The organism is Frankia sp. CgMI4 (genome assembly GCF_001756285.1).
Taxonomy (GTDB): Bacteria; Actinomycetota; Actinomycetes; order Frankiales; family Frankiaceae; genus Frankia; species Frankia casuarinae.
The window spans coordinates 1-20,871 of the sequence record NZ_MAQZ01000014.1 but is presented as its reverse complement, the minus strand read 5'-3'; the positions used below and the strand labels follow the sequence as shown (position 1 = coordinate 20,871).

Annotated in this window: 21 protein-coding genes; 5 read left to right on the top strand and 16 right to left on the bottom strand. The window is 70.9% G+C overall.

The window, feature by feature from the left end; all coding sequences use genetic code 11:
- Positions 1-9: 9 nt before the first annotated feature.
- Both Manayef4_RS02240 and Manayef4_RS02235 read right to left on the bottom strand, forming a co-directional pair.
- Positions 10-444 (bottom strand): SRPBCC family protein, encoded by a 435-nt coding sequence (locus Manayef4_RS02240; protein ID WP_070130493.1) that lies wholly within the window; start codon positions 442-444, stop codon positions 10-12.
- Positions 445-596: 152 nt separating this feature from the next.
- Positions 597-1,364, bottom strand: coding sequence for a metallophosphoesterase (locus Manayef4_RS02235; protein WP_023841261.1), 768 nt, complete (start codon positions 1,362-1,364; stop codon positions 597-599).
- Positions 1,365-1,688: 324 nt separating this feature from the next.
- Here Manayef4_RS02235 and Manayef4_RS02230 point away from each other — a divergent pair, with 324 nt between their 5' ends.
- Positions 1,689-3,488, top strand: a complete 1,800-nt coding sequence (locus tag Manayef4_RS02230; protein WP_070130465.1) for a long-chain fatty acid--CoA ligase — start codon at positions 1,689-1,691, stop codon at positions 3,486-3,488.
- On the opposite strand, the gene Manayef4_RS02225 is transcribed toward Manayef4_RS02230, so the two are convergent.
- The 3 genes from Manayef4_RS02225 to Manayef4_RS02215 form a co-directional block, all read right to left on the bottom strand.
- Positions 3,485-4,615, bottom strand: a complete 1,131-nt coding sequence (locus Manayef4_RS02225; RefSeq protein ID WP_035731677.1) for a glycosyltransferase family 4 protein — start codon at positions 4,613-4,615, stop codon at positions 3,485-3,487. The two genes, Manayef4_RS02230 and Manayef4_RS02225, sit on opposite strands and share 4 nt — an antisense overlap.
- Before the next feature lie 81 nt (positions 4,616-4,696).
- Positions 4,697-4,930: a hypothetical protein gene (locus Manayef4_RS02220; RefSeq protein WP_011437484.1), complete on the bottom strand. Its 234-nt coding sequence runs from the start codon at positions 4,928-4,930 to the stop codon at positions 4,697-4,699.
- 150 nt (positions 4,931-5,080) lie between these two features.
- Positions 5,081-6,391, bottom strand: a complete 1,311-nt coding sequence (locus tag Manayef4_RS02215) for an NYN domain-containing protein (RefSeq protein ID WP_011437485.1) — start codon at positions 6,389-6,391, stop codon at positions 5,081-5,083.
- A gap of 325 nt (positions 6,392-6,716) precedes the next feature.
- On the opposite strand from Manayef4_RS02215, the gene Manayef4_RS02210 reads away from it, so the two are divergent.
- Entirely contained in the window at positions 6,717-7,979 is a 1,263-nt protein-coding gene (locus tag Manayef4_RS02210) for a DUF4352 domain-containing protein (RefSeq protein WP_070130464.1), read from the top strand.
- A 78-nt stretch (positions 7,980-8,057) separates the two neighbouring features.
- Here the strand turns inward: Manayef4_RS02210 and Manayef4_RS02205 are convergent, their stop codons facing one another.
- Together Manayef4_RS02205 and Manayef4_RS02200 are read right to left on the bottom strand one after the other, a co-directional pair.
- Entirely contained in the window at positions 8,058-8,453 is a 396-nt protein-coding gene (locus Manayef4_RS02205) for an HIT family protein (RefSeq protein ID WP_070130463.1), read from the bottom strand.
- 144 nt (positions 8,454-8,597) lie between these two features.
- Complete coding sequence (locus Manayef4_RS02200) at positions 8,598-9,008, bottom strand: VOC family protein (protein ID WP_011437488.1); 411 nt, start codon at positions 9,006-9,008, stop codon at positions 8,598-8,600.
- Between the two features lie 307 nt (positions 9,009-9,315).
- On the opposite strand from Manayef4_RS02200, the gene Manayef4_RS02195 reads away from it, so the two are divergent.
- A complete protein-coding gene (locus tag Manayef4_RS02195) occupies positions 9,316-11,070 on the top strand; it encodes a DEDD exonuclease domain-containing protein (RefSeq protein WP_070130492.1) in 1,755 nt (584 codons plus the stop codon).
- Between the two features lie 27 nt (positions 11,071-11,097).
- Here Manayef4_RS02195 and Manayef4_RS02190 read toward each other — a convergent pair whose 3' ends face one another.
- The 8 genes from Manayef4_RS02190 to Manayef4_RS02155 all read right to left on the bottom strand — a co-directional run bounded on the left by Manayef4_RS02190 (position 11,098) and on the right by Manayef4_RS02155 (position 18,256).
- Positions 11,098-12,681, bottom strand: coding sequence for a ubiquinol-cytochrome c reductase cytochrome b subunit (locus Manayef4_RS02190; protein ID WP_070130462.1), 1,584 nt, complete (start codon positions 12,679-12,681; stop codon positions 11,098-11,100).
- Positions 12,678-14,000 carry a Rieske 2Fe-2S domain-containing protein gene (locus Manayef4_RS02185; RefSeq protein ID WP_070130461.1) on the bottom strand — a complete coding sequence of 441 codons (1,323 nt, stop codon included), beginning with the start codon at positions 13,998-14,000 and terminating at the stop codon, positions 12,678-12,680. Before Manayef4_RS02185 ends, Manayef4_RS02190 begins: the two co-directional genes overlap by 4 nt.
- Positions 13,997-14,914: a c-type cytochrome gene (locus Manayef4_RS02180; RefSeq protein WP_011437492.1), complete on the bottom strand. Its 918-nt coding sequence runs from the start codon at positions 14,912-14,914 to the stop codon at positions 13,997-13,999. Before Manayef4_RS02180 ends, Manayef4_RS02185 begins: the two co-directional genes overlap by 4 nt.
- A gap of 5 nt (positions 14,915-14,919) precedes the next feature.
- Entirely contained in the window at positions 14,920-15,558 is a 639-nt protein-coding gene (locus Manayef4_RS02175; RefSeq protein ID WP_035941687.1) for a heme-copper oxidase subunit III, read from the bottom strand.
- Between the two features lie 328 nt (positions 15,559-15,886).
- The gene (locus Manayef4_RS02170; protein WP_083282236.1) at positions 15,887-16,342 is read right to left on the bottom strand and encodes an SseB family protein; all 456 of its coding nucleotides are present in this window, start codon (positions 16,340-16,342) and stop codon (positions 15,887-15,889) included.
- 226 nt (positions 16,343-16,568) lie between these two features.
- Positions 16,569-17,165: a DUF3501 family protein gene (locus Manayef4_RS02165; RefSeq protein WP_070130460.1), complete on the bottom strand. Its 597-nt coding sequence runs from the start codon at positions 17,163-17,165 to the stop codon at positions 16,569-16,571.
- Between the two features lie 185 nt (positions 17,166-17,350).
- Positions 17,351-17,791 carry a rubrerythrin family protein gene (locus Manayef4_RS02160; RefSeq protein ID WP_070130459.1) on the bottom strand — a complete coding sequence of 147 codons (441 nt, stop codon included), beginning with the start codon at positions 17,789-17,791 and terminating at the stop codon, positions 17,351-17,353.
- Between the two features lie 24 nt (positions 17,792-17,815).
- A complete protein-coding gene (locus tag Manayef4_RS02155; protein ID WP_070130458.1) occupies positions 17,816-18,256 on the bottom strand; it encodes a transcriptional repressor in 441 nt (146 codons plus the stop codon).
- Between the two features lie 393 nt (positions 18,257-18,649).
- On the opposite strand from Manayef4_RS02155, the gene Manayef4_RS02150 reads away from it, so the two are divergent.
- The gene (locus Manayef4_RS02150) at positions 18,650-19,078 is read left to right on the top strand and encodes a response regulator (protein WP_011437498.1); all 429 of its coding nucleotides are present in this window, start codon (positions 18,650-18,652) and stop codon (positions 19,076-19,078) included.
- Positions 19,079-19,097: 19 nt separating this feature from the next.
- Positions 19,098-20,261, top strand: coding sequence for an anthranilate phosphoribosyltransferase (trpD, locus tag Manayef4_RS02145; protein ID WP_011437499.1), 1,164 nt, complete (start codon positions 19,098-19,100; stop codon positions 20,259-20,261).
- 52 nt (positions 20,262-20,313) lie between these two features.
- Here trpD and Manayef4_RS02140 read toward each other — a convergent pair whose 3' ends face one another.
- Positions 20,314-20,715 carry a cytochrome c oxidase subunit 4 gene (locus tag Manayef4_RS02140; protein ID WP_011437500.1) on the bottom strand — a complete coding sequence of 134 codons (402 nt, stop codon included), beginning with the start codon at positions 20,713-20,715 and terminating at the stop codon, positions 20,314-20,316.
- Positions 20,716-20,871 lie beyond the last annotated feature (156 nt).

The following is a 20,871-nucleotide window of genomic DNA, read 5'->3' as shown; positions in this document are numbered from 1 at the left end:
CACGTGCGCTCAGCTCTCGACGTACTTCTTGAGGTCCTTGAGAGCGGCCTCCACGATGCCGCTCTGCACCTTCCGCCGGAGCAGACCAGGAATCTTGATCTTCGTCTCGGCGGTGAGGTCGTAGGTCACCTCGGTGCTACCGTCACCCAGGTCGCGCAGGGTGTAGCTGCCGTCCTGCGATGACATCGCCTGGCCCTCGACCATGATCCAGACGACCTGATCATCGCCCTTCCAGGTGTACTCGTTGACGAACTCGTCCTTGATGACGACGGCGTTGATCCGAAACCGGGCGCGCCGGGGACGGCCGTCCGGGCCCACATCGAGGATCTCGGCCTCCTCGATCTGGCCGATCCAGGTCGGATACGCGKAGATGTCGGCGATCGCCCCCATCACCGCGGCGGGCCGGGCGTTGATGACGATCGTCGATCGGGCGTGGTCCGCCATGGCAGACAGCACCTCCACATTCTTCGAGCGCGGCTGAAGAGCACGGCGTCGCCGGCCCACCGGCAACCCGGATCTCTCCGGGGCCCGGGAACAATCCCCGACCGATCGCCTGAGGCTACCGGAACACCGAGCGCGCCCGGCCGAGCGGCCGGCTACCACTCAAGAACGAAGGGCGTCCCCCGAGCATGGAAATGTCCGACGTTCACGCAGCGTGTGCCGTCGATCTCCAGGCTGGCCGTCAACGGCTGGTGCACATGCCCGAAGAGCACGTAGCGCGGCCGGGTCGCGTGAATGGCTTCGAGGATCGCCACACTGCCGCGCTCGAAGCGGCGTGCCTCGATGTCGTAGACCAGCTCGGGGATGTGCGGGGGGATGTGGCAGCACAGGACGTCGACCTCGCCCACCGCGGCGACCTTGGCGGCGAAGGCGTCGTCGTCAATCTCGTAGGGGGTGCGCATCGGGGTCTGTAGCCCCCCGCCGACGAAGCCGAACCGCAACCCCCCGATCGTGGTGGTCTGCCCGTCCAGCAGGGTGACGCCGTCGCGCAGGTACTCGGGATACAGGTGCGGCAGATCGACGTTGCCGAAGGTCAGGTAGGTCGGGGTCGGGAACGCCGCGAACAGCGCCTCGTACTGACGGCGGATGGCCGCCTCCACGATCTGCGTACGGTCCCCGCCCAGGCTCGCCCACAGCGTCCGGGACCATTCCCGGGCCTCGTCGAACCGCTGGGCGTTACGCAACTCGATCATGCGACCCACGGCCTCGGCGCCGAACAGGTCGCCCATGATGCCCCGGCCGTGATCGTGGTAGTCGATGAAGAGGATGAGATCACCCAGACACACGAACGCGTCGGCCCCCTCGCCCGCCGCCGCCAGCGCATCCGCCCGCCCGTGCACGTCGCTGACCACGTGGACCCGCATGGCTGGAAGCTTAGGCGSCGACAGGGGTCCGTCGCCCCTACTCGAACGGTCCATCCGGCCGATGAGGGATGCCGTGYGGATCCCGGGCATATCTCAGGACGTATCCCCGGCGGTCGCGCTCACCGGCGAYGATCACCGGCCGGACACCGTCGAAGGGAACCCTTTGCACCCCGCAAGGTCGCAAACCGCCTGCCCGGAGGCTAACGTCTGATGCCCTGGCCTGGCCTTCCGTTCTTCCGTTGTTCCGTGCTTCCGTTGTTCCGTGCTTCCGTTGTTCCGTGGCGTCGTCCTCCGGCGCGCACAAGCCATCTGGTAGGAGTAGCAGTGCGCGAGTACACCTCCCCGCCCCTGGTCACCATCGCCGACGATGCGACCCTGACGGACGCCGTGTTCCGCAACGCGGCGGCACATCCGGRCAGTACGCTTATCCAACACAAGATCGACGACGAGTTCGTCGGCATGACCGTCCGCGAGTTCCACGATCACGTCGTGGCCACCGCCCGGGGCTTCATCGCCCGCGGGGTGCGGCCCGGGGACCGCGTCGGTCTGGCGAGCCGGACCCGGTTCGAGTGGACGATTGTCGACTACGCGGCGTGGCTGGCCGGAGCCGTCTGCGTGCCGATCTACGAGACCTCCAGCCCGGGCCAGATCGAGTGGATCCTGCGGGACGCCGGCGTCGAGGTTCTCGTGGTCGAAAACGACGAGCTCGCCGAGCGGGTCGCACAGATACGCGACGGCGTCCCCGCGCTGCGGGAGGTCCTCGTCATCGAGCACGGGGCGCTGGCCGGTCTCGCCGTGGACGGCGCAGGCATCGCGCCGGAGCGGCTGACGGCGGCCCGGGCGTCCGTCAACGCCGACAGCCTCGCGACGATCATCTACACCTCGGGGACCACCGGCCAACCGAAGGGCTGCGAGATCACCCATCGCGCCCTGCTGTTCACCGCCGAGGCGGCCATCGCCACGCTGCCCGAGCTGTTCGCGCCCGGTGCGTCCACACTGCTGTTCCTCCCGCTGGCGCACGTGTTCGCCCGCATGCTCCAAGTGGGCGTGGTCCAGGGGGCGTTCACCCTCGCCTACACCCCGGACTCGCGGACCCTGCTGCCCGATCTCGCCAAGGTACGCCCGACCTTCCTGCTCTCCGTGCCCCGGGTGTTCGAGAAGGTGCACGCCGGGGCACGCCACAAGGCGCACGCCGAGGGCAGGGGTTGGATCTTCGACGCCGCCGAGAACACCGCGGTCGCCTACAGCCGGGCTCTCGACGGCGGCGGCCCCGGCCTGCTCCTGCGGCTGCGGCACCGGCTGTTCGCCGCGCTGGTCTACGGCAAGCTCCAGGCTGCGCTCGGTGGGCGGGCCCGCTACGCGGTCAGCGGCGGGGCGCCGCTGGGTGAACGCCTCGGCCACTTCTTCCGCGGGATCGGGTTCACGGTGCTCGAAGGCTACGGTCTGACCGAGACCAGCGCGCCGGCCGCGGCGAACCGGCCGGGCAACGTCCGCATGGGYACCGTCGGCCAGCCCTTTCCTGGCGTGACGATCGCCATCGCCKATGACGGGGAGATCCTCATCCGCGGTCCCCTGCTGTTCCGCGGCTACCGCAACAACGAGCTCGCGACGAAGGAGGCGCTCGACGCCGAGGGCTTCCTGCACACCGGCGACCTCGGCGACCTCGACGCCGACGGCTTCCTGCGGATCACCGGCCGCAAGAAGGAGCTGCTGGTCACCGCCGGTGGGAAGAACATCGCACCGGCGCCACTGGAGCACATCATCCAGTCCCATCCCCTGGTCAGCCAGGCGATGCTGATCGGGGACCGGCGGCCCTTCGTCGCCGCCCTCGTCACGCTCGATCCCGAGGCGTTCGACCGGTGGCGGTCCTCGGCGGGCAAGCCGGCCGGCGCGACGGTTGCCGACCTGATCGACGACGCCGGCCTGCGCACCGAGATCCAGAATGCGATCGACGCCGCGAACGCGACAGTGTCGCATGCCGAGAGCATCAAGAAGTTCGCGATCCTGCCGCAGGACTTCACGGTGGAGACCGGCGAGCTCACCCCGAGCCTGAAGGTGCGCCGCTCGCTGGTGCTCGACCGGTTCAGCCAGGCGGTGGAGGACATCTACGCTACCCCGCGCTAACCGTCCGGGCCGGCGAGCAGCGTGCGCAGGTCCTGCGCGAGGACGTCCCACCGCCAGCGCAGCTCGACCCACGCCCGCCCCGCGGCACCCATCGACGCCGCCCGGTCGGGGTCGGCAAGAAGATCACCGATGGTCGTCACGACCTGCGCCAGATCGGTACCGTCGATCACGATGCCGGTGTGCTGGTGCAGGACGGCGTCGGGGGAACCCCCACTGCGGCCGGCCACCACCGGCAGGCCGGTCGCCGACGCCTCGAGGAAGACGATGCCGAGCCCCTCGACCTCCAGGCCGGCGAGGCGGGAGCGGCAGGGCATCGCGAACACATCGCCCGCCGCATAGTGCGCCGGCAGTTCCTCCCACGGCACCGAACCAGTCATGATCACATGCTCGGCGACGTCGTTCTCCCGGGCGAGCCGTTCAAGGTCACCCCGCCGGGGACCGCCGCCGACGATCAGCAGCGCGGCGTCCGGTACGCGGCTCCGTACCATGGGCAGCGCCCTGATCAGCATGTCCTGGCCCTTGCGGGCGACCAGCCGGCTTACGCACACCACCACCCGGCGGCCCGTCAGCCCGTGGCGCCGGCGCATCTCCTCGCGCCCGTGACCGGGATGGAACAGCGAGGGGTCGACTCCGCTGGGCAGCCGGGCGAAGGTGGGATGGCCGCCGAAGGCGGGCCGGATCCGGGCCCGGGTGTAGTCGGTCAGATAGGTGATGACGTCGGCCGCGGTGCCGATGCTGTGCAACGCCTGACGCGCCCCCGGCAGCGCCGCCCAGCCGACCTCGTGACCATGGGTGCTCGCGACCATCCTGCGCATGGCCGTGTCGCGGCGCAGCCGGGCTCCAAGCAGCCCGAGCGGTGCCGCGGCGCCGAACCACATCGTGTCGCATCCCTCCGCCCGGGCGATCTCTCTGGCTCGGCGCAGGACGTCCGGTGTCGGCAGCATTAGCGACGTGGTGTGCCGCACGACCGGGAAGTTCTGTTCGGCGTCGAAGGCGGCGGCGTTCTTCCAGGCCGGGGCGTAGACGACGATCTCGCCCTCGGGCAGCCGCGAGGCGAAGTTGTGCACGTAGGCCTGGATCCCGCCGGGACGGGGCGGGAAATCGTTCGTGACGGCCAGCACGCGCATCCGCTCATATTCTCCCACGGTCCCACCGCGTTTTCCCACGGCCCCACCGACGCCCGCGCCGGAATCCCCCGGCCGGGCGGGCTAGCCGGCGCGGCGACGCCGCGGCGTCTGGTCCGGCCGCGGCGCCTGGTCCAGCAGGGCCGTCCGCACGTCGGCGAGCGGGGGCAGCAGACCGGCGTCGGCGAGCAACCGCAATGCCTCGAGCTCCTCGGCGTCCCAGCCGACGGGCGGGCCCGACGCCGGGAGCAGGACGGTCATCATGCAGCCGGCGCACCTGACACCACGGGCGGTGCAGGAGTCACAGTCGATCAGCATCGTGCGCACCTTCCGGATCCGAACCGGTGGAGGTCGGCGACGACAAACAATCCGAGCACCGATCTCCCGACTTCACCGACGGTAAGTCCAGGGTCCGACAATTCTCGGCGGACAAGTCCCGCCCGGCGAAAGTCCCGCCCGGCGGATCCCCTACCGGTCGAGGCGGGCCAGCAGAGCGGCCGAGGGCACCGCCCGGGCTCCGGCTGCGACGCAGTTCTCCGCGACCTCCCGGTCGGAGGTGATGACGAAGACCGGGCGGCCTTCCGGTTCCATCCGCGCCAGCCGGACGATCTCCTCGTCAGCGAGCTGCCCGGGCCGGCTGAACAGCACGCGCACCCCCCGAGGCATGGCGACACCCACCGGCCGGGCCACGACGGCGGTGGCGTCGAAGACGACCGTGACCTCGCTGTCGGGATTGCGGCCCGCGAGCGCACCGAGTCCGGACAGCAGCCGCTCACGCTGGGCCTGCAGGGTGAGGCGGCCGTAGCCCCGCTTGGTCACGTTGTACCCGTCGATGATCAGATGGACCCCGGGGACGGCCAACACCTCGTCGATCAGGGAGGGGTCGTCGTCCGGCCGCCCGCGGGCCCCGACGAACGCCTGCGGGCCGTTACTCGGACCGGCTCCGCCGCGAGCGATGAGATCCGCGGGCCTCGCGACCATCGTCGGGAGGTCGAGTTCGCGTCGCAGGCCGTGCGCCGAGGCGATCAGGGTGTCAAGTAGAACGCGCAACCGGGCGTCATCGACGCTGCGGGACTCGCGGCTGTCCCGGCGGGTGGAGGCGAGCGCGCTCTCCAGCTCCGCCACCCGGCCGCGCAGCCGCCGGGTCTCCGCCTCGGCATCCCGACTGGCGGCCAGGGCGGCGTTCCGGGCCGCCTCGGCCGCGGTCAGGGCCTCCCGCGTGGCCTGCTCGGCCTGCCGGATCCCGGCAGCGGACGAGCGCAGCCGCCGGCGAGCCTCGTCCGCCTCCGCCCGGGCCGCCTGCAGCTGCTCGCGCAGTTCCTCCTGCTCGGCCGCGGCGATGCGCTTGCTCGTCTCGAGTTGTTCGGTGAGCCGCAGTATCGTCCGCCCGGCCTCGTCAACCTGGCTGCGGGCCGCCGCCTCCGACGTGGACGCCGCGGCGACCTGGACCAGCTCCTGCCAGCCGGAGACCCGCAGCAGGTACGCGACCGCGGCGATCTTCTCGGGGGGCGCCGCGGGCGGCGGTCCGTCCGGCGAGCTGACGGCTTCGACAAGCTCGGGATGATGACGGTGGATCCACTCGGCGACCCGGCCGCGGAACACGTCACCGTCCACCGCCGCGGCCAGCGGGACGGCCCCCTGGCGGACACGGCGGGAGGGCTTGAAGCGGCGCACCGCGACCAGCGACGGCGGGACCTGCGACTCGGGAAGATCCGCCAGCGTCCGCTCGGCGAACTCGACGACATGCGCACGCACCGGCGCCGGAAGCGGCTCACGCATGCGGCGAACCCGAGGGTGGCGACGAAATGTCCGTCATCACGCGCACGACGGAAAAACTGGGCGGGCCGTATCTCCAACGGCTCGTCCAACCGGCCAGACAGCAAGGCACGCGGGACTCCGGAGCCGATGGGGAGAACGATGACAGTACAGCTTATCGGGAGAGCTCAGGGCACTCACAGCCGCTACCGGCCGGATCGGTACGTCRCGGCCTACGGCTGGGCGGTCATTGTCTTAGGTGAAAGTCGGCTTATGTAGCCTCGCGAGGCGCGCCCCTTATGCTCGATTTCTTCCGAACGCGGCCCTGGCTGCGCCTGAGAGGATCATCGTGACCGACCAGAACCCGCCTCACCAGCCCCCCAGCGGTGACGGGAGCCAGGAGGCGTGGAGGCAGCCGAGTGATCCCTGGCACCAGCCCGCGGACGCCGGCAGCACCCCCACCTCCGGTTCGTCCTCTACTCCCCCGGCGGCCCCGGTCCCATCGTGGGGAGCGCCCCAGCCCGGCCAGCCGAACCAGCCCGACTCGGAGGAGACACGCCTCGCCTGGCCAGGCACCGCCCCACAACCGGGTGGGCAGCAGTGGGGCGGGCAGCCCGGCGGCCCGCAGCACCCCGGCGCCCCACAGCACCMCGGCGCCCCACAGCACCCCGGCGCCCCACAGCACCCCGGCGCCCCACAGCACCCCGGCGCCGCGCCAGGGTGGGGACAGCCCGGCGAACGGCAGGGCTGGGGACAACCGGGCGGCTGGCAACAGCCGGACCATCCCCCGGCCGCGGCTGCCGGGCCCTACCAGGGTGGGAGTGCCCCATACCCGGGGACGGTCGGCTACCAGGGCGCTCCCGACGCCTACCAGAGCCCCCCGGGGGCTTACCACAACCTCCCGGGGGGCTACCCGCCGCCCGGCGGCTGGCAGCAGGGCAGCCCGCTGCCTCCGCCCCGGCAGCGGGCCAATCCGCTGTTCATCATCGTGCCCCTCGCCGTGGTCGCCGCCATCGTGCTCGGTGTCGTGATCGCCCTCGCGGTGCGCGGCGGTGACGGCACCGAGATCGCCTCCCCGCCGGCCCCGACGGTGACCGTGCCCGACCTCCCGAACACCACTGCGACCGCGACCGCGGCCGCCCCGACCGCGACCGCCCCGAACGGAGTGCCGAACTGCGTTCCGGTGACGCCACAGCACGCGCCGGCGGCCGGCACCGCGACGATCGGCGGGTCCGGCACCGCCGTCGGCCGGGCCACCTCCTCGGTCAGCGACTTCGAAGCCAGGGTCACCCTCAACAGCGTCTGCTCCACCACCGGCAAGGTGACCCAGTACGGCGACGCGCCCACCCAGGGGGCCTACTACGTCATTAACGTGACGGTCGAGGTGAGCCGCGGGTCGACGTCCGCCTCGCCGTCCGACTTCTACATCCAGACCTCCGACGGCACCCGGTACGACGGCAGCTACGAAAACGTCGCGCCACGGCTGTCGGTGTCGACTCTCAAGGCCGGGCAACGGGTCCGGGGCAACATCGTCATCGATGCGCCGCCCGGGCACGCCATCCTGAACTGGGAACCGCTGTTCGCCGTCGATCCGCCGAAGTTCCAGCTCTGACCGCCGCGTACCCCTACGAACCGCTGAAACCGCCAGAACCCCTGAAACCGCCAGAACCGCGCCAGACCGGTACCCGGCTCAGCCGAGGGCGGCGCGGATCCGCTCGGCCACGGCATCGAGCTCGGCCGAGTCGGGGTTGTGGTCGGCGAGCCTGAAGTCGATCTGCGTCTCGTCCTCGATCGGCAGGAGATGCACGTGGACGTGCGGGACCTCCAGCCCGGCGACGAGCGCGGCCACCCGCCGAGGTCGGAAGGCCGCGTCGATGGCGCGGCCCACCGTCGCCGCGGCGCTCCACAGCGCGGTCTGGAGGTCATCGGGTAGATCGATCCAGTGGTCGATCTCGGTGCGGGGAACAACCAGGGTGTGTCCCGGCCGGATCGGCGCGATCGTCAGGAACGCCACCACATGCTCGTCGGAGTAGACGATGYGACCGGGAAGCTCGCCGTTGATGATCCGGGTGAAGACGCTCGGCATGGGTGCGACCCTATCGACCGGGTCGTCCGGCACGTGACGACAGCACCCGATGGCCGATGGCCGTTCACCCGGCCGTCGAGCTGTCACGTTTTCCGCTGGGCGCGCCGGGAGTCCGGCCCCGCGGGAGTCCGGCCCGCCGGGGTGTCAGACGAAGGGGCGCGCAAATCCCGCTGGCCCAACCGTCATCACCCGGAACTCATTACCCTCCGGATCCTTGAGAACGTATCCGCTCTCCCCGTCGTCGTCGTACCGGGATACCCGGCGGGCACCGAGGGTCGACAACCAGCCGATCACACGCTCCGCGTCGACGGCGTAGAGATCCAGATGAAGCCGGTTACGGCCGGCATTGCGCTTCGCCCCGGGCCTGAGAAGGAGCTTGGGTCCCGCGCCGGCCGGGTGACGCAGGATCGCCCCGTCGTCACGCCGGCTCACCTCGTATCCCAATGCGGCGGACCAGAAGCGCACCATCACGTCAACGTTCAAACAGTCGACCGCGACCCGCGCCACTCGAATGCCGTTCGTCTCGAACCATGCCACCTGGGCATGATTCCGCATTCGACGCACGCAGGCCTGCCGAGTGGGCCGCACGCTTGAGCGCACGCCCCGACAGAAGCACCAGACTGCCCCGACGGGACCATGAACGGGACAACCGCGGAGAATTTCGTGGCCAATACCGGCCCGTGGCACACCCGGCACCCTACGGAGCAGGTAGCGTTAGTCGTTTTCCACCGGCCCGCGACCCGGAACCTCCATGACCCGGAACCTCCATGACGACGTGCGGCGARGCGGACCTGCTTTCGCATCCRGGTCCGCGGACGATCCCGGGCGCAAAACTGTCGGGGGTGGGACCTACCGTGACGCCGTGCGCCCAGATCCCGCCCCGGACCGTCCCCGGCCGCCCCGACAGGGCAGGCTGGATGATCTCGGTCGTCCGTTGGCGGACGTGACCTTCGTCGTGTTCGACCTGGAGACGACGGGCACCTCCCCGGGACGCGACGAGATCACCGAGATCGGCGCGGTCCGGGTCCGCGGCGGCCGGATCCTCGCCGAGATGGCCACCCTGGTCCGGCCGGGCGTCGGCATCCCTCCGATGGTCTCGGTGCTCACCGGCATCACCGACGTGATGGTGGCGACGGCGCCGCCGGTCACGCAGGTGCTGCCTACCTTCCTGGAGTTCGCCCGCGGCGCCGTTCTCGTCGCCCACAATGCCCCGTTCGACCTCGGCTTCCTGCGCGCCGCCGTCGAGCTCTGCGGCTATCCGGTACCCGTCTGGGAGTATCTGGACACGTTGCGTATCGCCCGGCGGGTGGTCACGAGAGACGAGAGCCCCGACTGCCGGCTCACGTCGCTGGCCTCGCTGTTCCGCAGCCCGGTCGAGCCCCGCCACCGGGCGCTGGCGGACGCCCGGGCCACCGTCGACGTGCTGCACGGGCTGTTCGAACGGCTCGGCAACGCGGGCGTGACCACCCTGGAGGACCTGCACGACTACAGCTCCCGGGTGTCGCCGGCCCAGCGACGCAAACGGCATCTGGCCGACGGCCTGCCGACGGGCCCGGGTGTCTACATCTTCCGGGACGCCGACGAACGAGCCCTGTATGTCGGCACCTCGCGTTCGGTGCGCTCCCGGGTCCGTACCTACTTCACCGCCAGCGAGCCCCGGACGCGGATGGCGGCGATGGTGGCGCTGGCCGAGCGGGTTGACGCGATCGGATGCGCGCACGCCCTGGAGGCCGAGGTCCGGGAACTGCGGCTGATCGCCGAGTACAAGCCGCCGTACAACCGCCGATCCCGCTTCCCGGAGCGCTCCGTGTATCTCAAGCTCACCGACGAGCCATTCCCACGGCTTTCACGGGTGCGCGCCGCCCGTGACGACGCGACCTATCTCGGGCCGTTCGGCAGCGTCCGCGCCRCCGACGCCGCCGCCGAGGCGCTGCTGGCCGCGGTGCCGCTGCGCCAGTGCTCCGGGCGCCTGTCCCCGCGCGTGCGCCGGTCCGCCTGTACCCTCGCCGACCTCGGCAGATGCGGAGCGCCGTGCGACGGCCGGGAGGACGTGGCGAGCTACGGCCGGCACGTCGCCGCCGCCCGGGCCGCCATCACCGGCGATCCGGGCCGGGTCATCGCCGCCTCGACGCGGCGGATCGACCGGCTGGCCGCCGAGCGGCGCTACGAGGAGGCCGCCGTCCAGCGGGACCGGATGATCGCGTTCGTCCGCGCAGCCGCACGTGCCCAGCGGCTGTCGGCCCTCACCGGGGTCGCCGAGCTCGTCGCCGCGGCCCCGACCGCCGAGGCCGGCTGGGATCTGGCCGTAGTGCGTCACGGTCGGCTGGTGTCGGCGGCGAGCGTGCCGCCCGGTGTCGATCCGCGGCCCTGGGTCGACGCCGCGGTCGCCAGCGCCGAGACGGTGCGGCCGCGGCCCGGTCCGGCCCCGTGCGCCTCCGTCGAGGAGACCGAACGCATCGCCCGTTGGCTCGGTGGGCCTGGGGTGCGGCTCGTGCGGCTGGAGGGCGAGTGGAGCTGGCCGGCCGCGGGCGCCATCCGCGCCGCAGCCGGATTCGGTACGGCCCCCGGCCGGTCGGTACGTGCGTATGACGGTGACGGATGGTTCCCGTCGGCCTGACGTGACGTGCTCCGTCAGGCCGGGCGGCTACTGCCGGCCGCCGCCGGGTGGCTGCTTCTCCTCGACGAAGAACCCGGTCACGGCCTTGCCTGCGCGGCGCGCAAGCCCCTTGCCGTGACCGTCGCCATGCCCGTTGGCCGCCGGCAGCTCGAACCGGTCCGTCGGGACGAGCGGATGGTCGGGGACGGGAGTCGGCTTCGGGCGGTGGTCCTCCACGAACTCCCCGCTGGGAAGCTGGCGGATGATCCCGGTCTCGATGCCGTGATGCTCGATCTCGGCGTCCTTCTGGTTGAGCGCGATGCAGATCTTCTTCGTCACCGCATAGGCGATCGGTGGCACGACGATGAGCCCGATGCGGCCGGCCCAGGTCATCGCGTTCAGCGAGATGCTGAAGGTCTTGGCGATGATGTCGTTACCACCGGAGATCATCAGCACCAGGTAGAAGCTGATCGCCATCGCGCCGATCGCGGTCCTGGTCGGCGCCTCCCGTGGCCGCTGCAGCAGGTTGTGCGGCTTCGTGTCCCCGGTGAACCTGGCTTCCAGCGCGGGATAGAGCGCCGCCAGCGTGAACAGGATGCCCGGCAGGACGGCAGTCGGCCAGAACACCKCGGGGATGGTGTGCCCGAGCCCGCGGAACTCCMAGGGCGGCATGAGCCGGGTCGAGCCGTCGAGGAAGCCGATGTACCAGTCMGGCTGGGAGGCCGAGCTGACCTTCGACGGGTCGTACGGGCCGAACATCCAGATCGGGTTGATCTGGGCGAGACCGCCGAGCAGCGCGAGCATCGCGAAGACCAGCATGAAGAACCCGCCGGACTTCACCGCGAACACGGGGAAGACCCGGTGGCCGACGACGTTGTCCTCGGTCTTGCCCGGCCCGGGGAAGTCCGTGTGCTTCTGGTGCCACAGGATGCCCATATGCGCGCCGATCAGGGCGAGCAGGACACCCGGCACCAGCAGGATGTGCGTCACGTAGAGCCTGGGCAGGAAGTTGACGCCCGGGAACTCCCCGTTGAACACGAGGAASGACGCCCACGTCCCGATGATCGGGATGGACTGGGCGATCGAGGCCGCGATCCGCAGACCGGTGCCGGAGAGCAGGTCGTCCGGGAGCGAGTAGCCGGCGAAGCCCTCGAGCATTGACAGGGCGAMCAGACCGATGCCGATCAGCCAGTTGGTCTCACGGGGCTTGCGGAACGCGCCGGTGAAGAACACCCGGAACATGTGCACGATCATCGACGCGACAAAGACCAGCGCGGCCCAGTGGTGGATCTGGCGGAACACCAGACCGGCCCGGGTGTCGAAGCTGATGTCCAGCGTCGAGGCGTAGGCCCGGCTCATCTCCACGCCCTTGAGCGGGACGTAGGAACCGTTGTAGATGACCTCGRTGTTCGACGGGTCGAAGAACAGAGTCAGGTAGATGCCCGTCAGCAGCAGCACGACGAAGCTGTAGAGGGCGATCTCCCCGATCATGAACGACCAGTGGTCGGGGAAGACCTTGTTCAGGTTGCGCCGCAGAAAGGCCTGGTTGCCGAACCGTTCGTCGAGCTCACGGTTGGCCTTCCGGATCGGGCCCGGCCGCTTGACGAACTCGGGGGCGGATGCGGTGGTCATGAGCGCTCCCAGAAGGCGGCACCGACGGGCTCGTGGTAGTCACCGTCACGGGCGTAGAGGAACCCGTCCTTGTCCGCGGCGATGGCAAGCTGTGGCAGGGACCGGCTGGCCGGCCCGAAAATCGCCCGACAGCCGTCCCGCACGTCGAAGACGGACTGGTGGCAGGGGCAGAGCAGATGATGGGTCTGCTGTTCGTACAGGCTGACCGGGCAGCCGGCGTGCGTGCAGATCTTGGAGTAGGCGACGTGGCCGTCGACGCCCCAGTCCTCCCGGCCCTTGCGGGGGCGGTCGACCCCCGGTGGCAGCCGGATGAGCAGCGTCGTGCTGTCGGCCTTGGTCTGGACATCGGTCTTCGGCTGGTACGCAACGGTGCCGTCGGACTCGGTCACCGGAACGGCCGGGAACACCGTCTCGATGCCGCCGATGGCGACGTCGCCGAGCTTGACGTAACGGCCGTCCTCCGTGACGAGGCGGGCACCCTTCACCCAGCTCGTGTGGTCGAGCTTCTTGCCCGGCTTGGTGTTCGTCAGGTTCAGCAGCGGCACCACGATCAGCCCGCCGAGCACGGTGCCCGCCCCGAGCAGGGTGCGGCRCAGCAACGGGTAGCGCGCGAGGCCGGTGTCGGCGAACCCGGCCGCGATCTCCTCCTCRGTGACGGCGATCTCCTCCTTGGAGGAGGCGAACGCGTGGCGCTCCTGCACGGCCTGCTCGTGCGGCATCAGCCGCTTGGCCCACAGGATCAGGCCGATGCCGAGCCCACCGACGGCGAGGCCCAGCGCGGCCCCGAGGGAGGGGGTGTAGTACGCCTTGTACTTGTCACCGACGAAGTTGGTGACAACGAACCCGACGGTGCCGATCACCGAGATCAGGAACCAGCCGGCAATCAGCCGCTCCGCCCGCCGCTCGGCCCGGCGGTCCACGTCCTGCGCGCGCGGCGGACGGACGGTCACCCCACCGGCGGCCCGCTCCCCGTAGGTCGGCTGGATGACCCCCGCCTGCGGGCGAACGGCCGTGGTCGCGGGCTCACGGGTCGAATCGGTCTGGTGGGGCGGCGTGCCCAAGGCCTCCGGGCCGTCCGACGTCCCGGCCGGGACGTCCGGGCCGCCGGCGGACACCCCGGATCCCCCGGCGGGCTGGCCGGAGGTGTCCACCGGGTGTTTCGCCCTTCTGAAGATGCTGCTCATCGAGTCCTGGTCAGATTCGTCGGCCGGTTCGCCCTGGTAGCCCGGGTAGTGCATGCGCCGGTCCGTCGGAACGGACGGCTGGTCCGCACCGGAATCCGCCGGCCCCGGCGTGCCCCGGCCCGTCTGGTCACTCATACCTTCTGCCTCGCTCCGATCCACAGGCACACACCCAGCAGGGCACCGACGCCCACCAGCCAGGCCAGCAGTCCCTCGGGCACCGGACCGTAGTTACCGAGGCTGTACCCACCGGCGCTCGGCGCTTCCTTCATGTGCTTGATGTAGGCCGCGATCGCGGTCGCGTCCTCCTCGTTGAGCTGGCGCGGGCCGAACACCGGCATCGACTCCGGCCCGGTCCGCATGGCCTCGACGACCTGCACCGGGGTGGCCTCGCTCAGCGAGGGGGCGAACTTGCCGTAGGTCAGCGGCGCGCCCTGCCCGACGGCCTGATGGCACTGCGCGCAGTTGGCCCGATACAACTCGCCGCCGTGCGACAGGTCGGCGTCGTTGAGCGCCGCGTCCGTGACCTTCGGCACCTCCTCGCCGCCGCCAAGGCTCTGGATGTACGCGGCGAGCTGGTCGATCTGGGTCGCCGAGTAGATCGGGGGCTTGCGGTCGGCCTGCGCGGCGGGGGCGGCCAGCGGCATCCGGCCGGTCGACACCTGGAAGTCCACCGCGGCGGCGCCGACGCCGATGAGGCTGGGCCCGGTGTTCGTGCCCTGCGCTCCCAGCCCGTGGCAGGTCGAGCAGCCCTGCAGGTACAGCGCCCGGCCCTGCCGGACCGCCTCGTTGGCGTCCGGGGTCTGCGCGGCGTTGCCGCCCGGCGCCAGCACCGTCCACAGCACCCCCGTGGCCAGCAGGCCGAGGACCATGACCAGCGCGGAGGACCTCCGGCGGCGGCGCGCGGACGAACGGCGTCCGCGCGAGAACCGCTTCGTGGCGGCGACCGACACCGAGGATCGCGACGCCGCAGTGCCCGACGCCGGGGTGCCCGACGGTGGGATGCCCGACGGCGTGTCCGAGGATGACGAGGTGCCCGAGGATGCAGTCATGTCGCTCACTGGAGGAGGTAGATGGTCGCGAAGAGGGCGATCCAGACAACGTCGACGAAGTGCCAGTAGTACGACACGACGATCGCCGAGGTCGCCTTCTCCGGTGTGAAGCGCCCGTACGTCGATCGGCCCAGCACCATCAAGAAGGCGACGAGACCGCCGATCACATGGAGCCCGTGGAAACCGGTGGTCAGGTAGTACACCGATCCGTAGGCGTGCGATGCCATCGTGAACTTGTTCTCGCTGAAGTACTCGTTCGCCTGGCCGCCGACGAACACCAGACCCATGATCAGCGAGATCAGGTACCAGCGCCGTAGCCCGTACACGTCACCACGCTCGGCGGCGAACACGCCGAGCTGGCAGGTGACGCTGGACAGGACCAGGATCACGGTGAAGAACAACGCGTACCCGACGTGCAGCTCCACGGGTCCGTGTTCGGATCCGGCGGGGTCGCCGGTGACCGGCGGCCAGTTGCCGCTGTTGACCGAACGGATCGTGAAGTACATCGCGAACAGGGACGCGAAGAACATCAGCTCCGACGACAGCCACACGACCGTGCCAACCGAGACCATCGAGGGACGGTTGGCCGTCGGGTGTGGTGGAGGAGCCTTCTCGAGGACGGGGGCTGAGGCCACGTCGGTCATTCTGGCACGGGACGGCCCACGCGCCACTGTAGGTTCGACGTTCGGTAGGACTACGACCCGTCGATGACCGCCCCGAATCATCGTGGCGGCTGCCTCGCCTGCCCGGCAAAGCCCTGCCGTAGCTGGAAAAACGCAGGTCACAGCGATGTCAGTTGGCCTACGAACGACGCGGAGCGACAAGRCTGACCCGGCCGATGTTGCGTGCCTCACCCGCGACACACCGGCCCGCCAGCGCCCTCCGGCGGGCACAGTCGAGCCAACACGGACACCCCCGACCGCGCCGTGACCCCCGACCGTGACGTGACGTGACGCCGGGCCGGGGCGGGCCTCAGCCGGACATCGCGGCGAGCGCCCGCAGGCCGTCCGCCGGCAGGGCGATGCCGCCCTCCGAGCCGGGATCGACCGCGAGCAGAAGATCGTCGGACGGCCAGATCCGGCCCAGGGCCGCCACCTGGACCGTGCGGTAACGCGCCACCTCCGGCAGCGCCTCGGCCAGGCGTTGCTCAGAGGTGAACGTCGGGACGAACTGGGTGCCGTCCTGCCGTTCGGCCACCGGCAGCTGCAGGAGGCTGTCGTCCTCCTCCGACAGATCGGTGATGTCGTTACCGAGGTCGGGCAACAGGACCTCGGCGGCGGCGAGGTCACCGAGCGCGGCCCACTCGTCCTTGCCCTCGGCGAGGYGGTGCAGCGCGGCCCGCGCGGCCGTGCCCTGCGCGGAGGGGACGCCGGGCGGGACGGCGGCGCCGGGGCGGATGCGGTCGGGACGTAGCTGGTCATCGGTCACGGGTGGCTCCCTGACGTGGATGAACGTGCTGACGTTGACGGGCGGACGGACGTGCCGACACGGACGCGTGCCCTAGATGTTCCGCCTACCCATCCCGCGGCGCGCGAACCGACTACCCGCGGATGCGTCCGACCTCACCCGCGACGGGGACCCGCGGCCGTGACCGGCCGTGGCCAGCCGTGGCCAGCCGTGACCGTGACCGGCAGGCAGCGGCCGGGTGAGCCGGTCAGGACCGCAACGCGAGATCCGCGATGAGGACACGCCGGGTAGCTCCGGTCAACGGCGTCGCCTCGCTGTACTCCGGGTGTTCCACGACAAGCTCGACCGGCACGCCGGGGTCGCGGAAGGCGTCCCGGAGCGAATCGGTCAGCGCGAAGCGCACCATGTGCACGGAGACGGTCTCGGTGGGCATGTCGGGATCCTCGTCAAGGCCGGGGATCTCCTCGCCCGCCACCCGGATTCCGCCGATCTCCAGGGCGAGACTGTGCTGCAGCCCGGCAAGCCGCCCCAACTCCTCGCGGACGGTCTCCAGAACCGAGAGCTCGATGAACACCGTCGCCGTGAGGACGTGGCTGGAGGGTAGCAGGCGGGAGTAGGCATCGATCTCGTGGGCGACGTCGGCGGAGGCGGTCAACCGCTCGGTGTAGACCATCTCCTGCACCTGGTAGCGCAGCGTCTGCTCGTTTTCGAACTCGAGGACGACGATGTCCCCGACCCGTACCCGGCGTTCGGCGCGCACCAGGATCATCTGGCTGCGCAGCCGCAGCCGGCKCTCCGCGTACGCCTGGTGGTCGGTGGTGATGTCGGCGATGGTCAGCGCCACCGTGCGATCTCCTGTCCGGAAATGCTGGGATCCGTAAACGGGCGGGCGGTCCAGGAACGGCCGAGGGCCCACGAATCGGCCGAGGGCCCACGGCGCGGGAGCGACGATGCGAGCCGGGGTGGCGACGAGGGACTACTGGCATCGCCCCCGCCACCCCGGCCCGGTAGATCGAGAAACCCCGACGATCAGGCGTCGRCCGTCTCCTCGGCCGACAGCGCGTCGAGGGCCTTCTTGAACCGACCGGCGTGGGTCTTCTCCGCCCGGGCGAGGGTCGAGAACCAGTCCGCGATCTCCTCGAAGCCCTCCTCGCGGGCGGTCTTGGCGAAGCCCGGGTACATTGCGGTGAACTCGTAGGTCTCGCCGGCGACGGCGCTGGCCAGGTTCTTCGTGGTCGTACCGAGGGGCTCGCCCGTCGCCGGGTCGCCGACCTCCGCGAGGAAGTCCAGGTGCCCGAAGGCGTGACCGGTCTCGCCCTCCGCGGTGTCGCGGAACAGCGACGAGGCGTCGGTCAGCCCCTCGATGTCGGCCYGGCGGGCAAAGTAGAGGTAACGCCGGTTCGCCTGGCTCTCGCCGGCAAATGCCTCCTTGAGGTTCTCGTGGGTCTTGGTGCCGTCAAGCTTCGGCATGAAGCGCTCCTTGTGGATGGGTGTTCACTGTTGGCCGGTCCCGGCCGCGCCGCGGGCCGGGCCGGAGCCGTTCGCCTGACAGTCCGGGCACAGCCCCCGGAACCGCAGGTCGTACCCGGTGATGGCGAATCCCGAGCGACACGCGATCTGGGCCATCATCCCGTCGAGGACGGGATGATCAATATCGACCRCCCGACGGCATCCGTCGCAGACCACGTGGTCGTGACGACTCGTGTTGGCGTCGTACCGGGCCGCCGTGCCGTCGCCCAGGTTCAGCTCGAGCGCTCGGCCGGCGGATACCAGCAACGCCAGTGTGCGGTACACGGTCGCACTGCCGATCCCCGGGGATAYGGTCCGCACCCGCTCGTGGACCTCGGCCGCGGTCGGATGGTCGCGGGCGGCAGCCAGCACCGCCAGCACGGCCATCCGCTGCGGAGTGAGACGAAGATCGGTCTGGTCGTTCATAGGATCACGCCCGTCGTACGGCGGTGGAACGCCCCAGGCCGCCGGCGATCACGCTCGAGGCGTCACATGGTCCGGCCGGCATCAGGATCCACCGGTTGAGAACGATTCTCAGTATCACTCCCGGGACGATCCGAAGGCAACCAGGGAGCTGTGATCCCGACCTCACCCGGCCCGGCGAGGGCCAGTCGGGCGATGCGACACGGGTCACGTCCAACGGTCCGCGGGAGGTAGCCTGCACAGGACAACTCTCACATGGCAGCGTCCACTTCCGAGGCGCCCGGAGCTCCGGGTGCCTGGAGTTCCGAGGTGCCTGGAGGGCGGTCCGCAGTTCACCGCTGGTCGGCTCGCCGCCGGTCGGCGGTGGTCACCTCTCGCGAAAGGCCCGCGGACGACATGAGCACCGTCCTCGTCTACGCCGACCGAGCGGATGTGCGCGAACACGTCCGGAACGCGATCGGCCGTCTCCCCGCCGCCGACCTCGGTCCGATCGAGTTCGTCGAGGCCACCGACGCCCCCGAGGCGATCGGCGTAGTCGATCATCACGAGGCGGATCTGTGCGTCTTCGACGCGGAGGCCACCCCCAGCGGGGGCATGGGGCTCTGCCGGCAGCTGAAGAACGAGGTCACCAACTGTCCGCCGACCATCCTGCTGGTCGCCCGCCCGGACGACCGCTGGCTCGCCACCTGGTCCCAGGCGGATGCGGTGGTCACCCATCCGATCGATCCGGGTCTACTCACCGAGGCGGTCGTGACACTGCTGCGGGCGCGTGCCGGCGGCGCCGTGGCCCGTCGGCCGCTCACCGGCGCCCAGCTCGCCCACTGAGATCCAGGGCTTCCGAGGTATGACCACCGTTGGCGCATCCCACTCCCACACCGGCCGCTCCCCCGCCGGGGCGTCCCCCGCCGGGGCTCTCCCGACCGCCGGGACGAGCTGGCCGGAGCTGATAGGAGCATTGCTAGCGGGCGAGTCCCTGGACTCCGCGCGCACCGCCTGGGCGATGCAGCAGATCATGGCGGGGGTCGCCTCGCCCGCGCAGGTGGCCGGGTTCGCGGTGGCGCTGCGGTCCAAAGGGGAGACGCCGGAGGAGATCGCCGGCCTGGTAGAGGCCATGCTGGCCAGTGCCACGCCCCTGAGCCTGTCCGAGCGGGTACGGGCCCGCGCCGTGGACACCTGCGGGACCGGTGGCGACCGTTCCCACACCGTGAACCTGTCGACGATGGCCGCGCTGGTCGTTGCCGGCGCGGGTGTGCCGGTGGTCAAGCACGGAAACCGGGCCGCGTCGTCATCCTGCGGCTCGGCGGACCTGCTCGCGGAGCTCGGTGTCGTGGTCGACCTGTCGCCGTCCGGCGTCGAGGCGTGCCTGGCTACGGCCGGCATCGCCTTCTGCTTCGCCCAGGTCTTCCACCCGGCGATGCGGCACGTCGGCGGGGTCCGGCGCGAGATCGGCGTGCCCACCGCGTTCAACATCCTCGGGCCGCTGAGCAACCCGGCCCGCCCCGGCGCGCAGGCAATCGGCGTCGCCGACGCGCGGCTCGCTCCCGTCGTCGCCGGGGTGCTGGCGGACCGGGGCACCCGGGCGCTGGTGTTCCGCGGCGACGACGGGCTCGACGAGCTCACCCCGGTGACGACGTCCGCCGTGTGGGTCGTCGCGGCCGGCGCCGGACAGCCGCGCCGCGAGCGGTTCGACCCCCGCGACGTCGGCATCCACGTCGCGGACCACGCCGCGCTGCGCGGCGCGGACGCCCGTTACAACGCCGCCGTCACCCGGTCGGTGCTCGCCGGTGAGCCCGGACCCGTCCGCGACGCGGTCCTGCTCGCCGCCGCCACCGCCCTGGTCGCCGCGGCCGGCCCCTCCGATGCCCCCGTCACCGAGCAGATCGCCGCCGCCCTGCCCCGGGCGGCCGAGGCGGTGGACTCCGGTGCCGCCCGGGCCGTCCTGGAGCGCTGGGTGACCGCGAGCCAGAGCGCCGCAGCGGTTGACGCGGCGGCGGCCACGGCTCTCTGATCCCGCCCGGGTCGGGGCCCCCGAGGGAAGGGCGACCCCGACCCGGGCGGGATCAGTCCTCGGGCACCGGCGGGTGCCAGAAGTTCTCGAAGACCAGGCAAGTCACGAACACCACGACCAGAAGCGCACCGAGAATGATCATCCAGACGCCGAAGACGAGGCCCATCGCCGCCGTCACCGAGCTGGCCCCGATGAAGAACGGATAGTAGCTGCCCGGGGTGAAGTGCCCGAGCTCCCCAGCCCCGTCGGCGACCTCCGCATCCGGCAGGTCCTGYGGGCGCATCCCGATCCGCCGGCCGGTGAAGATCAAGTATCCGCCGACGAGCAGGCCGAGCCCCGTGGTGAGGGTCAGCGCGGCCGTGCCGGTCGGGTCCTTCGACCAGAACCAGTACACCAGCGCGGCGGCCCCGGCGAAAACTCCGAAGAAGTTGAAGATGATGCCTTCCACCTTCATGCCATGGCCGCCTTAACTGATCTCGGGAGTCGCGTGGTAGTCGATCCGGCCGATCGTGGCCGGATAGTGCAGGTCGAACGCCGGGCGTTCGGAGCGGATGCGCGGCAGCGTCCGGAAGTTGTGCCGCGGCGGGGGGCAGGAGGTCGCCCATTCCAG

Coding starts and splice junctions, on each gene's coding strand:
- Manayef4_RS02235 (WP_023841261.1), bottom strand. CDS start 1,364: ATGCGGGTCCACGTGGTCAGCGACGTGCACGGGCGGGCGGATGCGCTG.
- Manayef4_RS02225 (WP_035731677.1), bottom strand. CDS start 4,615: ATGCGCGTGCTGGCCGTCACGAACGATTTCCCGCCCCGTCCCGGCGGG.
- Manayef4_RS02220 (WP_011437484.1), bottom strand. CDS start 4,930: ATGCTGATCGACTGTGACTCCTGCACCGCCCGTGGTGTCAGGTGCGCC.
- Manayef4_RS02215 (WP_011437485.1), bottom strand. CDS start 6,391: ATGCGTGAGCCGCTTCCGGCGCCGGTGCGTGCGCATGTCGTCGAGTTC.
- Manayef4_RS02200 (WP_011437488.1), bottom strand. CDS start 9,008: ATGCGGAATCATGCCCAGGTGGCATGGTTCGAGACGAACGGCATTCGA.
- Manayef4_RS02180 (WP_011437492.1), bottom strand. CDS start 14,914: ATGACTGCATCCTCGGGCACCTCGTCATCCTCGGACACGCCGTCGGGC.
- Manayef4_RS02175 (WP_035941687.1), bottom strand. CDS start 15,558: ATGACCGACGTGGCCTCAGCCCCCGTCCTCGAGAAGGCTCCTCCACCA.
- Manayef4_RS02150 (WP_011437498.1), top strand. CDS start 18,650: ATGAGCACCGTCCTCGTCTACGCCGACCGAGCGGATGTGCGCGAACAC.
- trpD (WP_011437499.1), top strand. CDS start 19,098: ATGACCACCGTTGGCGCATCCCACTCCCACACCGGCCGCTCCCCCGCC.